Annotated in this window: 10 protein-coding genes, 2 tRNA genes and 1 other RNA gene; 7 read left to right on the top strand and 6 right to left on the bottom strand. The window is 67.3% G+C overall.

Going from position 1 to position 15,650, the window contains the following annotated elements:
- The first annotated feature begins 8 nt into the window (after positions 1–8).
- Positions 9–387, top strand: a transfer-messenger RNA (tmRNA) gene (ssrA, locus tag QE399_RS17475).
- A gap of 244 nt (positions 388–631) precedes the next feature.
- Here the strand turns inward: ssrA and QE399_RS17470 are convergent.
- The 3 genes from QE399_RS17470 to QE399_RS17460 all read right to left on the bottom strand — a co-directional run bounded on the left by QE399_RS17470 (position 632) and on the right by QE399_RS17460 (position 1,352).
- Positions 632–707, bottom strand: a tRNA-Asn gene (locus tag QE399_RS17470).
- A 62-nt stretch (positions 708–769) separates the two neighbouring features.
- Positions 770–845, bottom strand: a tRNA-Asn gene (locus tag QE399_RS17465).
- A gap of 81 nt (positions 846–926) precedes the next feature.
- Positions 927–1,352, bottom strand: coding sequence for a YbaN family protein (locus QE399_RS17460; RefSeq protein WP_309830712.1), 426 nt, complete (start codon positions 1,350–1,352; stop codon positions 927–929).
- A gap of 127 nt (positions 1,353–1,479) precedes the next feature.
- Between QE399_RS17460 and def the strand changes: the two genes are divergently transcribed.
- A complete protein-coding gene (gene def, locus QE399_RS17455) occupies positions 1,480–2,019 on the top strand; it encodes a peptide deformylase (protein ID WP_309830710.1) in 540 nt (179 codons plus the stop codon).
- 74 nt (positions 2,020–2,093) lie between these two features.
- Here the strand turns inward: def and QE399_RS17450 are convergent, their stop codons facing one another.
- Positions 2,094–4,730, bottom strand: coding sequence for a [protein-PII] uridylyltransferase (locus QE399_RS17450; protein ID WP_309830708.1), 2,637 nt, complete (start codon positions 4,728–4,730; stop codon positions 2,094–2,096).
- Positions 4,731–4,814: 84 nt separating this feature from the next.
- The gene (gene map, locus QE399_RS17445; RefSeq protein ID WP_309830707.1) at positions 4,815–5,630 is read right to left on the bottom strand and encodes a type I methionyl aminopeptidase; all 816 of its coding nucleotides are present in this window, start codon (positions 5,628–5,630) and stop codon (positions 4,815–4,817) included.
- Between the two features lie 179 nt (positions 5,631–5,809).
- On the opposite strand from map, the gene purL reads away from it, so the two are divergent.
- From purL to QE399_RS17430, 3 genes are all read left to right on the top strand, one after another.
- Positions 5,810–9,820: a phosphoribosylformylglycinamidine synthase gene (purL, locus tag QE399_RS17440; protein WP_309830705.1), complete on the top strand. Its 4,011-nt coding sequence runs from the start codon at positions 5,810–5,812 to the stop codon at positions 9,818–9,820.
- 114 nt (positions 9,821–9,934) lie between these two features.
- Positions 9,935–10,942 (top strand): DUF808 domain-containing protein, encoded by a 1,008-nt coding sequence (locus tag QE399_RS17435; RefSeq protein ID WP_309830702.1) that lies wholly within the window; start codon positions 9,935–9,937, stop codon positions 10,940–10,942.
- 154 nt (positions 10,943–11,096) lie between these two features.
- Complete coding sequence (locus QE399_RS17430) at positions 11,097–11,732, top strand: OmpW/AlkL family protein (protein WP_309830700.1); 636 nt, start codon at positions 11,097–11,099, stop codon at positions 11,730–11,732.
- 93 nt (positions 11,733–11,825) lie between these two features.
- Here QE399_RS17430 and QE399_RS17425 read toward each other — a convergent pair whose 3' ends face one another.
- Positions 11,826–12,863 (bottom strand): metal-dependent hydrolase, encoded by a 1,038-nt coding sequence (locus QE399_RS17425; protein ID WP_309830698.1) that lies wholly within the window; start codon positions 12,861–12,863, stop codon positions 11,826–11,828.
- A gap of 467 nt (positions 12,864–13,330) precedes the next feature.
- Between QE399_RS17425 and egtD the strand changes: the two genes are divergently transcribed.
- Together egtD and egtB are read left to right on the top strand one after the other, a co-directional pair.
- Positions 13,331–14,224, top strand: coding sequence for an L-histidine N(alpha)-methyltransferase (gene egtD, locus QE399_RS17420; RefSeq protein ID WP_309832165.1), 894 nt, complete (start codon positions 13,331–13,333; stop codon positions 14,222–14,224).
- Between the two features lie 10 nt (positions 14,225–14,234).
- Positions 14,235–15,608, top strand: coding sequence for an ergothioneine biosynthesis protein EgtB (egtB, locus tag QE399_RS17415; RefSeq protein ID WP_309830696.1), 1,374 nt, complete (start codon positions 14,235–14,237; stop codon positions 15,606–15,608).
- Positions 15,609–15,650: the final 42 nt, after the last annotated feature.

Raw genomic sequence — 15,650 nt, 5'->3', positions numbered from 1 at the left:
GATGACAAGGGGCTGCCCTGGTTTCGACGTGGGTTCGGAATCGGCGTGGTGCATGTCGAGCTTGAGTGGCGCTCGTAAATCTGCATTCAAAAAACTAACTGCAAACGACGAACGTTTCGCACTCGCCGCTTAATAACCGGTGAGCCTTGCAACAGCACGCTGATGGGCTGGGCAAGGGGGCCGCAAGGCCTCCCGGCTGCAAGGTTATTCACATCAGCTGGCTTGGCACCGGGTACCTTGGTGTTGAGCGAGATCCAAGGGTGCTGGCTTCCGGCATAGCGTGCGACTGCGCGATGTCGGGAGTGAGATTCAAAACAGACCGCTAAACATGTAGATCTGCCCGAAGAAGGCTTGCGGACGGGGGTTCAATTCCCCCCAGCTCCACCACCCAAGACACCGCCACACTCCGGATCACCCGGGCTGTGGCGGTTTTTCTTTGTCCGCTGCCGGTGTTGTTTGGCGTCTCAATTGCGCGCTCATCTACTTGTGTAGAAGGTGTCACTATCCGCTGCAGTCGGTTGAGATTGGACGTGGTTCTGTTAAGCGGGGCGCTGTGAAGTGGGCGACGTCCGTGGCCAGCGGTGAATGCCTATCTGGAAATAAAAAATGCCACCCTAGGGTGGCATTTGTTTGGCTCCTCGACCTGGGCTCGAACCAGGGACCTACGGATTAACAGTCCGGCGCTCTACCGACTGAGCTATCGAGGAATATTCGGTATGTCGAATGTCGGTTGATCTTGTGATGTTGACTAAGCACAAGACAAAAATCTTGGCTCCTCGACCTGGGCTCGAACCAGGGACCTACGGATTAACAGTCCGGCGCTCTACCGACTGAGCTATCGAGGAACAAGACTTAGATTATATACACAAAAATGGGGCTCTTAGGAAAAGCGAAGCCCAGGCGATGGGGTGCCTTGGCGTGCGGCCCTACGGCACCGACGGCGGTTCGGGCCGGCGCCAGAGCCAGAGCAGAACGCAGCCCATGCACAGTGATGCCGTGAGTGCAACCCAGCGCGGGGCGCTGCTCACGATCAGAACGACGGCGCACAGGGCCATCAGAAGGGTTGCGCTCCACTTGGCGCGACGGCTCACCCGGCCGCCGTTGGCCCAGTTGCGCAGAATGGATCCGAAGAGCGGGTGGCGCCACAACCAGGCGTGCAAGCGCGGTGAGCTACGGGCGGCTGCCCAGCCTGCCATCAGGATGAAGACCGTTGTCGGCAGGCCGGGCACGAAAATGCCGATCACACCCATCACCAGGCACAGTGCAGCGAACAGCAGCAGGAGCCAGCGTGCAACCAGCGGCAGGCGTTTATGTTGGGGAGGCGGAGGGAGGGGCGGCTGCGGTTCCTGCATGGCCTGTGGATTGTGCCCTGCATGGGCGCGTCTGTCGGGGCACACAGGGTTATGCTGCGGTCCGTGTCACGTGTGGCGGCGTTCAAGGACTTGGGAGCCGCTGCCATCTATCCCCCACTGCATTCCCATGACCATTCACACCATTCTGAAGATGGGCGATCCGCGCTTGCTGCGGGTGGCCCAGCCTGTGACGGAGTTCGATACCGATGCGCTGCACCTGCTGGTGCGCGACATGCGGGAGACCATGCAGTCGGTGAACGGGGCAGGGCTGGCGGCGCCGCAGATCGGCGTGGACCTTCAACTCGTCATCTTCGGCTCCAACGACCGCAATCCGCGCTATCCGGACCGGCCTCTCGTTCCACCCACGGTGCTGATCAATCCGGTGATCACGCCCCTGGGTCCGGAGGAAGACAGTGACTGGGAGGGTTGCCTGTCGGTGCCGGGCCTGCGCGGGCTGGTGCCGCGTTGGTCGCGCATTCGCTATACCGGCGTGGACCCGTACGGCGACCCCATTGACCGCGTGGCTGAGGGCTTCCATGCGCGTGTGGTGCAGCATGAATGCGATCACCTCGTGGGCAAGCTCTATCCGATGCGGGTGCGCGACTTCACGCAGTTCGGCTACACCGAGGTGCTGTTCCCCGGCATCGATGCGGCAGAGGATGACTGACGTCGACCTGTTGCGTATCAAACAGGCTGCAGCGCTTCATGAATAAGCGCATGATGCTATATAAAGCGTAGCAATCAGTGCGCGGACAACGTGTCGAGCAGCTCGGTCTCGATCTGGATCTGCCGCGCGTTGTTCTGCAGTTCGGGCCCTTGCACCAGGAAGGTGTCTTCGACGCGCTCGCCCAGCGTGCTGACCTTGGCCAGTTGCACGCTGAGGTGGTGCTGCGACAGCACCCGCGCCACCAGGTACAGCAGGCCCGCGCGGTCGCTGGCAGAGATACTGATGAGCCAGCGTTGTGCCTTTTCGTCCGGGCGCAGTGCCACGCGGGGCGCGATGGGAAAGCTCTTCACGCGCCGCGACACGCGCCGTCGGGCCGGCTCGGGCAGGGGGCCGCCTTCCTCGATGGCCTGCACCAGGCCGTTTTCCACCATGTTGGTCAGCTCGCGGTAGTGCCCGGCCTGGTCGGAGGCCACGACCTGGAACGTGTCCAGCGCGTAGCCGTTGTTCGCCGTGTGCACACGCGCGTCCAGGATGCTGAAGCCCGCCCGGTCGAAGTAGCCGCAGATGCGGGCGAACAGGTCGGGCTGATCCGCCGCATAGACCATGACCTGCAGTCCCTCGCCCGCCAGCGACTGGCGTGCCCGTACCACCGGCTTGGCGGAACCCACGAAGCGCGAGAGATGGCGCGTGTGCCAGGCGATGTCGGCTGCCTCGTGGCGCATGAAGTAACCCACGTCGAGCGTGTCCCACAGCTTCTTGTGGGCCTCGAAAGGCTGGGCGCTCAGTGCCAGCAGCACCAGCGCCTCGCGCTTGCGGGCTTCGATTTCGGCGGCGGCGTCGGGTGCGCGGCCGCCCAGGGTGCGCAGCGTGGCGCGGTACAGGTCTTCCAGCAGCTTGCCCTTCCAGGCGTTCCAGACCTTGGGGCTGGTGCCGCGGATGTCGGCCACGGTCAGCAGGTACAGCGCTGTCAGGTTGCGCTCGTTGCCCACCCGGCGCGCGAAGGCACCGATCACGTCGGGGTCCGACAGATCCTGCTTCTGCGCCACCTGGCTCATGGCCAGATGCTCGCTGACCAGGAATTCGACGAGGGCCGCATCGTCCTTGCCCACGCCGTGCTGGCGACAGAAGTGGCGCACTTCCTCGGCACCGATCTTGGAGTGGTCGCCGCCGCGGCCCTTGCCGATGTCGTGGAACAGCGCGGCCAGATAAAGCAGCCACGGCTTGTCCCAGCCACCGGCCAATTGCGAGCAGAAGGGGTACTCATGCGCGTGCTCGGGCATGAAGAAGCGGCGCACGTTGCGCAGCACCATCAGGATGTGCTGGTCCACGGTGTAGACGTGGAACAGGTCGTGTTGCATCTGCCCGACGATGCGCCGGAACGGCCACAGGTAGCGCCCCAGCACCGAGGTCTGGTTCATCAGCCGCATGGCGTGGGTGATGCCCGACGGCTGCTTGAGGATGCGCATGAAGTTGGCGCGGTTGACCGGATCGCGGCGGAAGGCCGCGTCCATCACGCCCCGTGCGTTGTACAGCGCGCGCAGCGTGCGCACCGACAGGTCCTGCAGGCCGGGCGTGGTCTCGTAGAGCAGGAAGGTTTCGAGGATGGCGTGCGGATGCTTCTCGTACAGGTCGTCGCTGGCGACCTCGATCAGGCCGGCCTTGTCGAAGAAGCGATCGTTGATGCGGCGCAGCTCGTGCGTGGAGGGGCTGAGCCGTTCCTCGATGTTCAGCAGCAGGATCTGGCTGAGCTGGGACACGGCCTTGGCGGCCCAGTAGTAGCGGCGCATCAGCGTCTCGCTGGCGCGCATGGCCAGGCGCTTGCCGTCGGGCGAGGTGGAGCGGTAGCCGAAAGCCTCGGCCACGGCGGTCTGCAGGTCGAACACCAACCGGTCTTCGTGCCGGCCCGCAATGGCATGCAGGCGGGTGCGGATCAGGAACAACAGCGCTTCCGTGCGCTCGATGGCATTCACCTCGAGCGGCGTGGCCAGGCCGCTGGCAGCCAGCTCGCTCCAGTGGCTGCCGAGGCCGGCTGCGCGCGCCACCCACAGCACGGTCTGCAGATCGCGCAGGCCGCCCGGGGATTCCTTGCAGTTGGGCTCCAGGGAGTAGGGCGTGTTCTCGTACTTGTTGTGGCGCTGGCGCATCTCCAGCGTCTTGGCGACGAGGAAGGCGGCGGGGTCCATCTGCTGGTCGTAGCGCACCCTGAACTCGTCGAACAGCGCCTGGCTGCCGCAGATGCGCCGGGCCTCCAGCAGCGAGGTTTGCACGGTGACGTCGGCGGCGGACTCGGTGAGGCATTCGGCCACGGTGCGCACGCTGGAGCCGATCTCCAGCCCCGCATCCCAGCAGCTGCCGATGAAGGCCTCGATCGGCGCGCGCAGCGGGCCGCAGTCGCCAGAGTCGGCCGTTGCGGGCAGCAGCACCAGCACGTCGACGTCAGAGTGTGGAAACAGCTGCGCACGGCCGTAGCCACCGACCGCCGCCAGGACCACGTCTTGCGGCAGGCCGGCCCGGTGCCAGAGCTGGCACAGCAGCCGGTCCGTCAGTGCCGACAGCCGCGCCAGCAATGTGCGGATGCTGCGCGTGGAGGCGCCGGCGGATGCCAGCGAGGCCAGCAGTGCGGCCTTGTCCCGCCGGTAGGTATCGCGCAGAGAGTGCAGCTCCGCCAGGCAGGCGGGAGTGGAAGGGGGCGAGGGCGTGCGAAGGGACATGGCAGCGGCATCATGCAAGAAACATGCGATGGACACGCCGAACGTGACCCCGGGAGGCGGCCGCCACCGTGTGGCGGCTGGCCGTCAGGTGCGCGTGGCGGTCACGAACGGAGGCAACGGCGGGGAGCCCGCCGACAGGGTCATCACCTCGTAGCCCGTCTCGGTGACGAGGACGGTGTGCTCCCATTGGGCCGACAGGCTGCGGTCCTTGGTGACGATGGTCCAGCCGTCGTTGCCGTGTTCCTTCACCTCGCGGCGGCCTGCGTTGAGCATGGGTTCGATCGTGAAGACCATGCCCGGCACCAGCTCTTCCAGCGTGCCGGGGCGGCCGTAGTGCAGCACCTGCGGCTCCTCATGGAACTTCTGGCCGATGCCGTGGCCGCAGAACTCGCGCACCACCGACAGGCCATGCCCCTCGGCGAACTTCTGGATGGCATGGCCCACGTCGCCCAGGCGCGCGCCCGGCTTGACCTGCTGGATGCCCAGCCACATGGCGTCGAAGGTCAACGCGCACAGCCGCTTGGCCGCGATGGAGACGTCGCCGATCAGGTACATGCGGCTGTTGTCGCCGTACCAGCCGTCCTTGGTGATCACGGTGACGTCCACGTTCATGATGTCGCCCTTCTTCAGGGGCTTGTCGTTCGGGATGCCGTGGCAGACCACGTTGTTGAGCGAGGTGCACAGGTGGCCGGGGTAGGGCGGATAGCCCGGCGGCTGGTAGCCGATGGTGGCGGACACGGTGCCCTGCTGGGCCATGCATTCGGCGCCCAGGCGGTCGACGTCCTTGGTGGTGATGCCGGGACGGATGTGGGGCGCGATGTAGTCCAGCACTTCCGAGGCGAGCCGGCACGCTTCGCGCATGCCCGCGATGCCCGCGGCGTCTTTGATGTTGATGCTCATGGGGCCGAATTATCCCACCCGGTCCCATTCCCTGCAGCCAGCCGGCGGGTGGCGGGCCGGCACCGCTAAAATGCAGGGTTTCCAAAGATACCGGCGCCCCGCACGCCGCGGCCCCATTCAGCGGCCGCCCGGCATGGCGCTCTTCATCGCCCCGTTTCCCCACCACACAGGCCGCTACCGTGACCTTGCACTTGACCCAGCTGGAGGGCGGCAATGCCCTCAGCTCCTTCCGCGCCCAGCAACTGCAGCCCGCCCTCGAGGCCATCCACCCCAAGATCACCGGCATTGCAGCGCGCTTCGTGCATGTGGTGGCGACCGATGCCGAACCCACGCCCGCCGAGCGCGAGCGCCTGTCGGCGCTGCTCACCTACGGCGATGCCTATACCGGCCCGGTCGACGGCCCCGCCATCATCGTCACGCCGCGCATCGGCACGGTGTCGCCCTGGGCCTCCAAGGCGACGGACATCGCCCGCAACTGCGGCCTGGACATCCGCCGCGTGGAGCGCATCACCGAGTACCGTGTGGCGCTCAAGGCCGGCCTGCTGGGGGGCGCGCCGGAGCTGACCGAGGCGCAGCGCCAGCAGGTCGCCGCGCTGCTGCATGACCGCATGACCGAATCGGTGGTGTGGAGCCGCGCCGATGCGTCCGGCCTGTTCACCGAGCTGCCGGCCGCGCCGATGGAGTTCGTCGATGTGCTGGGCGGCGGCCGCGCGGCGCTGGTGGCGTCCAACACCCGCTGGGGCCTGGCGCTGGCGGAAGACGAGATCGACTACCTGGTCAACGCCTTCACGGCCCTGAAGCGCAACCCGACCGATGTGGAACTGATGATGTTCGCGCAGGCCAACAGCGAGCACTGCCGCCACAAGATCTTCAACGCGCAGTTCACCATTGACGGCGAAAAGCAGGACAAGAGCCTGTTCGCCATGATCCGCAATACGCACCAGCTGGCGCCCCAGCACACGGTGGTGGCGTACTCGGACAACGCCTCCATCATGGAAGGCGTGCCGGTGGAGCGTTTTGTGGCCAAAATGGCCTCCAGCGCAGGTGTAGCAAGCGCTTCCAGCTATGAAAAGAGTAGTGCGACCAACCACATCCTGATGAAGGTGGAAACGCACAACCACCCGACGGCGATCTCGCCCTTCCCCGGTGCATCGACCGGCGCGGGCGGAGAAATCCGCGACGAGGGCGCCACGGGCCGGGGCTCCAAGCCCAAGGCCGGCCTGACGGGCTTCACCGTGTCCAAGCTGTGGGGCGGTGAGTTCGGCAAGCCCGAGCACATCGCCAGCCCGCTGCAGATCATGGTCGAGGGCCCGCTGGGCGGCGCCGCGTTCAACAACGAATTCGGCCGTCCCAATCTGCTGGGCTACTTCCGCGAATACGAGCAGACCGTGGGCGGCATCGATCGCGGCTACCACAAGCCCATCATGATCGCGGGCGGCGTGGGCGTGATCGATTCCGGCCTCACGCAGAAGATCGAGTTCCCGGCCGGCTCGCTGCTGATCCAGCTGGGCGGCCCCGGCATGCGCATCGGCATGGGCGGCAGCGCGGCCAGTTCGATGGCCACGGGCGCCAACGCGGCCGAGCTGGACTTCGACTCCGTGCAGCGCGGCAATCCGGAGATCGAGCGCCGCGCGCAAGAAGTCATCAACCACTGCTGGGCACAAGGCGCGGCCAACCCCATCCTGGCGATCCACGACGTGGGCGCGGGCGGTCTGTCCAACGCCTTCCCCGAGCTGACCAACGATGCGGGCCGTGGCGCGCGCTTCGACCTGCGCGCCGTGCAGCTCGAAGAGTCGGGCATGGCTCCGAAAGAAATCTGGTCCAACGAGAGCCAGGAACGCTACGTGCTGGCCATCGCTCCGGAATCGCTGGAACAGTTCCGCGCGTTCTGCGAGCGCGAGCGCTGCCCGTTTGCCGTGATCGGCACAGCCACGGGCGAGCGCCAGCTGGTGCTGGAAGACACCGCCGTTGCGTCCGGAGACCAGAAGCTGCCCGTGGACATGCCCATGGAAGTGCTGCTGGGCAAGCCGCCCAAGATGCACCGCGACGTGACCACGGTGAAGCGGGAACTGGCGCCCATCGACCTGACCGGCGTGCCGCTGCAAAAGGCCGTGATCGACGTGCTGGCGCACCCCACGGTGGCGTCCAAGCGCTTCCTGATCACCATCGGCGACCGCACGGTGGGCGGCCTGAGCCACCGCGACCAGATGGTCGGCCCCTGGCAGGTGCCGGTGGCGGATTGCGCCGTCACGCTGGCCGATTACAAAGGCTTTGCCGGCGAGGCGATGAGCATGGGCGAGCGCACGCCGCTGGCTGCCATCGACGCGCCCGCATCCGGCCGCATGGCCGTGGCCGAGGCCATCACCAACCTGCTGGCCGCGCCTATCGAGCTGCCGCGCGTGAAGCTGTCCGCCAACTGGATGGCCGCCTGCGGCGAAGCCGGTGAAGACGCCGATCTGTATGCCACGGTGAAGGCCGTGGGCATGGAGCTGTGCCCCGCTTTGGGCATCAGCATCCCCGTGGGCAAGGATTCGCTGTCCATGCGCACGCAGTGGAAGGACGAGTCCGGCGCGGCCAAGAAGGTGACCTCGCCCGTGAGCCTGATCGTGAGCGCCTTCGCCACGCTGCCCGACGTGCGCGGCACGCTCACGCCGCAGCTCGACGCCACGGAAGAAGACACCACACTGGTGCTGGTCGACCTGGGCAAGGGCCAGTGCCGCATGGGCGGCTCCATCCTGGGCCAGGTGCTGGGCCAGGCCGGTGACGTAGCGCCCGATCTCGACGACGCGCAGGACCTGGTGAACCTGGTCAACGCCGTGAACGCGCTGCGTGCCAAGGGCCAGATCCTGGCCTACCACGACCGCAGCGACGGTGGCCTGCTGGCCGCAGCGGCCGAGATGGCCTTCGCCGGCCACGTGGGCGTGGCACTGAACGTGGACATGCTGGTCACCGAAGGCGACGGCATCAGCGACAGCCGCATGGAAACCGGCGACGCCAAGAACTGGGCCCAGCAGGTGAGCGCGCGCCGCGAAGAACTCACGCTGAAGGCACTGTTCAACGAAGAGCTGGGCGTGGTGCTGCAGGTGCGCACGGCCGACCGCAATGACGTGATGCAGACGCTGCGCGAGCACGGCCTGAGTAAGTGGAGCCACTTCGTCGGCAAGACGCGCCCGCAGTCGTCCAGCATGGACGTGGGCAAGGGCGAGCTGCAGGTGTGGCGCGATGCCAAGAGCGTGTTCAGCGCCACGCTGTCCGACCTGCACCAGGTGTGGGACGCCGTGAGCTGGAAGATCTGCCAGCAGCGCGACAACCCCGCCTGCGCCGATGCCGAGCACGCCGCTGCCGGCGAGCCGACCGACCCGGGCCTGCACGTCGCCCTGACGTTCGACCCGACCGAGAACGTGGCCGCACCGTTCCTGAACCTCGCCAAGCCGAAGGTCGCCATCCTGCGCGAGCAGGGCGTGAACTCGCACATCGAGATGGCCTACGCCTTCACCGAGGCAGGCTTCGAGGCGTACGACGTGCACATGACCGACCTGCAGACCGGCCGCGCGAATCTGGCCGACTTCAAGGGCGTGGTCGCCTGCGGCGGCTTCAGCTACGGCGACACGCTGGGTGCCGGCATCGGCTGGGCGCGTTCCATCACCTTCAACCCGGTACTGGCGGACCAGTTCAAGGGCTTCTTCGGCCGCACCGACACGTTCGGCCTGGGCGTGTGCAACGGCTGCCAGATGTTCGCCGAGCTGGCCGACATCATTCCCGGCGCCGAAGCCTGGCCGCGCTTCACCACCAACCAGAGCGAGCGCTTCGAGGCCCGCCTGTCGCTGGTGGAGGTGTTGGAGTCACCCAGCCTGTTCTTTGCCGGCATGGCCGGCAGCCGGCTGCCGATCGCGGTGGCACATGGCGAGGGCTACGCCAACTTCAGCCGCCGCGGCAATGCGGCGCAGGCGATTGCGGCGATGCGTTACGTGGACAACCACGGCGCAGCCACCGAGCAGTACCCGTTCAACCCGAACGGCAGCGCGGGCGGCCTGACGGCGGTGACCACGGCGGACGGCCGCTTCACGGCCATGATGCCGCACCCCGAGCGCGTGTTCCGCAACATCCAGATGAGCTGGACCAGCGGCGACGCTGACCAGTTCAGCGCGTGGATGCGCATCTGGCGCAACGCGCGCAAGTGGGTGGGCTGACCGCGCACCGCATCGGCGCACTATCAAAAGCATAGCTCTCAGCGCTTGTCTGACAAGCGCTGAGAGCATTTTTATTGATAATGCGCTTCCGATCCATCCTCCCGGAGCGCTCCCATGGCCGGTGCCAGTCTGCTCACCCTGCTCGACGATATCGCCACCGTCCTCGACGATGTGGCCCTCATGACCAAGGTGGCCGCCAAGAAGAGCGCCGCCATGGCCGACGACGTCTCCGCCATGACCAAGGTCGCCGCGCAGAAGACGGCCGGCGTGCTGGGCGATGACCTCGCGCTCAACGCGCAGCAGGTCACGGGCGTGCGCGCCGAGCGGGAGCTGCCCGTGGTCTGGGCGGTGGCCAAGGGTTCGCTGGTCAACAAGGCGATCCTGGTGCCGGCGGCACTGCTGATCAGCGCCTTCCTGCCGTGGGCGGTGACGCCGCTCCTCATGGTGGGCGGTGCCTTCCTGTGCTTCGAAGGGTTCGAGAAGCTGGCCCACAAGTTCCTGCACCGCCACGACGCGCCGCGCGAGGACGCCGCCCGCGAGGCACACGCGCAGGCGAACGCCCATCCGGCGGTGGACATGGCGGCCTTCGAGAAGGACAAGGTGAAGGGCGCCGTGCGCACCGACTTCATCCTGTCGGCCGAGATCATCGCCATCACGCTGGGCACTGTGGCCGACGCGCCGTTCGGCCAGCAGGTGGCCGTGCTGGCGGGCATCGCCGTGCTGATGACGGTGGGCGTGTACGGCTTCGTCGCCGGCATCGTCAAGCTCGACGACCTGGGCCTGTGGCTCAGCCGCAAGAACGCCAGCGCGGCGCAGGCCCTGGGGCGCGGCATCGTCGCCGCGGCGCCCTGGCTGATGAAGGGCCTGTCGGTGGCCGGCACCGCGGCCATGTTCCTCGTCGGCGGCGGCATCCTGGTGCATGGCGTGCCCGTGTTGGCGCACGCCGTGGAGGGCCTGGCCGCGGCGGCCGCCCGTGGCCCCGCGGCGGGCCTCTGGAGCGTGCTGGCTTCCAGCGCGCTGAACGCCCTGGTCGGCATCGTGGCGGGTGCGGTGGTGTTGATGGGCGTCACGCTGGTGCAGCGGCTGCGCGGCCGCAGCGGTGCTGCGCCCCACGCCTCCTGACCGGCTGCACAGGCCGCCCGATGCACGGGCGCAACGTCTGCGGGCGACGCTGCGGCATCGGCGAAGCGTTTGATCTGCGGCAAGGCAGTCCCTACGCTTTGTAGGCCCAATACGTTGCACGGGGGTCGTCCCCGTTCAACCGCATCGAGTTCCTATGAAAAAGAATCTGCTGGCCGTGGCCGTCCTGTGCGCAATGACCTCTGGTGCTGCCTTCGCGCAGCAGGCCGACGTTGGCCCATGGCAAGTGCGGGTGCGTGCCCTGCACCTGGACAGCGACAACGGGGGCTCCACCAACCCCAACCTGGGTCTGTCGATCAACGACAAAACGTTCCCCGAGTTCGACATCAGCTACTTCTTCTCGCCCAACTTCGCTGCCGAGCTGATCCTGACGTACCCGCAAAAGCACGACCTGCGCTCCAACGGCGCTCTGGGCAATCTGGGCAAGATCGGTTCGCTCAAGCACCTGCCGCCCACGCTGACGGCGCAATACCACTTCACCAACTTCGGCGCGTTCAAGCCCTACGTGGGCGCTGGCGTGAACTACACCCGCTTCTCCAGCGTGCGCTTCGACCCCGCCGTGGACGCGGCCCTCCAGCCTTCCGTCAAGAAGAACAGCTTTGGCGGCGCGCTCCAGATCGGCTTCGACTACGCCCTGGACAAGAACTGGTCCCTCAACTTCGACGTGAAGAAGGTCTACATCAAGACCGACGTGCGCTCGGCCGGCACCAAGGTGGGCACGTTCAAAGTGGACCCGCTGCTGGTGGGCGTGGGCGTGGGCTACCGCTTCTAAAACGGTCCGTTTCCTTCATGGCGGGAAGGCCGGCGCATGCGCCGGCCTTTTTCGTTGGGGACGCGTGAGCGAGGAGGCCGGACGGGCGAAGGATCAGGGGCGGCCCGATGCGTCTGCGCCGTAAGCCCCTTCGCCTCCGTCACGGCCCCACATGCGGTGCCACAAGGCCGGGAGGGCCGCGGCGATGTCAGGACGCGTACCGTGCTGCGTGACGGGGCCGCCGCTGCCCTGCAAGTCATCCGCCGGCCCCAGATCGAAGTGGAAGAAGTAATGCGGCTCCTGGCCCATGCGCAGGTCGGTCGCGAAGACATGGCCGCGTGCGTCCTGTTCCATGCGCATGAACCCGTGGCTGAAGCGTTGCAGACGTTGCACATGCACCTGGCTCCGGTAGCGGGCCAGCAGGTCGGCGCCGCGTTCGTGCCGGCTCCACCGCATCGGCCGATCGCCGTCCGCCAGCGCATAGAAGCCTTCGAGGTACTGGGTGGGGGTGACGGCGACCACCCGCCACAGCAGGGTGTTGAAGGGGGAAGGCGTGACGAGAACGCGCTCGGCCCGCACGCCCTGGGCGTGCAGCGAGGCCATCGCCACCCCGGTCACGTAATGCTGCGCTGCCACGCTCCAGGCCAGGTAGAGGCTGCTGCAGACCAGGCCCCACCCGTTCCAGTGCAAGCCCCTCCGGTCGTGCAGGAGCAGGGCGGCGGTGACACCCACCAGCAGGGGCACGGTGTACAGCGGGTCGATGATGAAGATGCTGCCCACGCCGAACGGGTAGTCGGTGAACGGGAGCAGCAGTTGCGTGCCATAGACCGTCATCCAGTCCAGCAGCGGGTGCGTGATGAGGGCCAGCCACAAGGCGAAGCACCAGCGCCGCCACTGCTGCGTCTCCCCGTGCAGCCGTGCTACCAATCCGCCGAGCGGCACGGACAGTAGCGTGAGGTAGAGCAGCGCGTGGCTCTCGCCGCGGTGCCGCACCATGTTGGCGATGGCGTTGCCGTGGTCGATGAACGCGTCCAGGTCGGGCAGCGTGCCGGCGATGGCGCCCCATAACACGGCTTTCCAGGCGGCGGTGCGCCGGCCCATGGCGGCCAGGGTGACGGCGGAACCGAGGGCGATCTGGGTCAGTGAATCCATGGCGGTAAAAGCAAAAGTGGGATATCGGACCAGGCGGCGCCGGGGATGGGCAGTCGCCGCAGCCGCCACAACCTGGAGCGGCGCGAGTGTGCAGCAGTTCCATGCACGCTGCACATCGCTGGCCGTTGGGCCTGCGCTGCGCCGGGCATTGTGGTGCGGGTGCACCCTGATGAGGTTGGCCGCAGGCATGCCCGTCGGCCATGGAGGCCCCATCACGAATGGCGCTCGTGCGCAAGGGCGCTTTGTCGGTACGCGCCACCGTCCTACCGCGCCTCGCCATGCCGGCTTGCGCCAGGCGGGGCGGTACCACCCTAGGCTATGAGCCTATGCCTACAGCCCTTCCTTCGCCCCGCGCCTCCTTGTTCCCCCGGACCGCCTGGTTTGACCGGCGAACGCCTGCGGCTCTTTCTGCCGCTCCGAAGCAGAGGGGCGATGCCCGCGCGCGGGGCCGACATGCCTACCAGGACATCATCGACGGGCTGCTGCGGGAGGTGCCGGGCATCTCTCCCAAATATTTTTACGACCAGAAGGGGTCCGAGCTCTTCACCCAGATTACGGAGGTTCCGGAGTACTACCCCACGCGCACCGAGCACGCCTTGATGGTCGGGCACGGCCCGGACATCGCCCGGGCCATCGGCAAGGGGGGCGTGGTCATCGAACTGGGCGCCGGCAGCTGCGAAAAGGCGCGTGGGCTCTGCAGGCTGCTCCAGCCGTTCTACTTCATCGGGATCGATATTTCGGCGGACTATCTGCAGGACGGCGTGGCCCGCCTGCGCGCCGATCTGCCCGGTCTGGATGCGCGGGCCGTCGGTGGCGACATCACGCGCGGCGTGCAGTTGCCGGCTGATCTGCCGCAGACCCATCGGCTCGTGTTCTACCCCGGCTCGTCGATCGGCAATTTTGATCCGCCACAGGCCGTTGAGCTGCTGACGCACATGCGGGAGCTGGCGGGCGCCAACGGCGGACTGCTCATTGGCATCGACCTGCCGAAGGACACGGCCGTGCTGGAGGCCGCCTACGACGATGCGGCTGGCGTGACGGCGGCATTCAACCGCAACATCCTGTCCCATGTGAACCGGCTCATCCAGGCCGACTTCGACCCGCAGCAGTGGCAGCACCGCGCGTTCTTCAACACGGCGACGTCGCGCATCGAGATGCACCTCGAAGCCCGGACGCCGCAGCGTGTGCGCTGGGCCGGTGGCGGGCGCGACTTCGCTGCGGGCGAGCGCATCCACACGGAGAACAGCTACAAGTACACCGTGCCCGTGTTTTCCAAGATGCTGGCGCAGGCCGGCTTCTCGCAGCCGCAGGCGTGGACGGACGAGCGCGGTTGGTATGCCATGGTGCATGCCCGCACCTGAGGAGACGGTGATGTCTGCCATCGCCACGCGTGAAGCCTCTGCCGTCCCTTCTCCGTACCCGCCGCTGCCGGGGCGGCAGACGCTGCTGGAGCGGCGTTTTGCCCAGGTGCGGCAGCAGACCGTCGCTCTGGCGCAGCCGTTGTCGGACGAGGATTGCTGCGCGCAGTCCATGCCCGACGCCAGCCCGGTCAAATGGCACCTGGCGCACACCACCTGGTTCTTCGAGACCTTTTTGCTGGAGCGGTATGCCGCCGACTTCACCCCGTTCCATCCGGCTTTCCGCGTGCTGTTCAACTCGTACTACAACGGCGTGGGCGAACAGCACCCGCGGCCGCAGCGCGGGCTGCTGACGCGCCCGGCACTGCCCCATGTGCTGGCCTACCGCTCGCATGTGGATGCGCGGATGCAGCAGCTGCTGCGCGCGCGTGCCGACGATGCCGAGCTGGCTGCCCTGGTCGAACTGGGCCTGCAGCATGAGCAGCAGCACCAGGAACTGATCGTCACCGACGTCAAGCACCTGCTGTCGTGCAATCCGCTCTGGCCTGCCTACCACGAGGCGGACGGGCCGGCCGCACTGCGCCAACAGGGACAGGAGCGCGCGGTACGGCGGGTAGCCTTGCCGCTGACGTGGCACCGCTTCGGCGGCGGGCTGCAAGAGATCGGGCACGGCGGGCCGGGCTTTGCTTTCGACAACGAGACGCCGCGCCATCGCTTGTACCTGGCGCCGTACCAGATGGCGTCGCGGCTGGTGACCAATGCCGACTACCTGGCCTTCATCACGGCCGGTGGCTACCGGGACCCAGCCCACTGGCTGGCCGAGGGCTGGGACTGGCGCCGGCGCCAGCAGCTGGAGCAGCCGATGTATTGGCAGCGCGACGGGCACGGCGGCTGGCATGAGTTCACGCTGGCTGGCCTGCAGCCGCTGGTGCCCGACCAGCCCGTGGTGCATCTGTCGTACTACGAGGCCGACGCCTATGCCCGCTGGGCCGGAGCGCGCCTGCCGACCGAAGCGGAGTGGGAGGCCGCGGCCGCGGCGACGGGCGCTGCGCCGCAGCACGGCCACTTCGCCGACGGCGGCGTGCTGCACCCGCGTGCCGTCCCGTCCGCAGCGCTGGACGGTGCCACGGGGCCATCCGCGGCGCTGCAGCAGCTGTTCGGGGACGTTTGGGAATGGACGCAGTCCAGCTACGCGGCGTACCCCGGCTTTCGCACGGCGCCCGGGGCCGTGGGCGAGTACAACGGCAAGTTCATGGTGAACCAGTATGTGCTGCGCGGCGGCTCATGCGCGACACCTGCAGGCCATGTGCGGGCGAGCTACCGCAACTTCTTCCCTGCCACGGCGCAGTGGCAGTTCAGCGGGCTGCGGCTGGCCCGCGACGCCTGAGCTGGCGCGCAGTGGCGCGCCCGTGGCGATGGAAAAAGCCGC

Source organism: Paracidovorax wautersii, from assembly GCF_031453675.1.
Classification (GTDB): domain Bacteria; phylum Pseudomonadota; class Gammaproteobacteria; order Burkholderiales; family Burkholderiaceae_C; genus Paracidovorax.
This window is presented reverse-complemented; position numbering and strand designations above follow the sequence as displayed.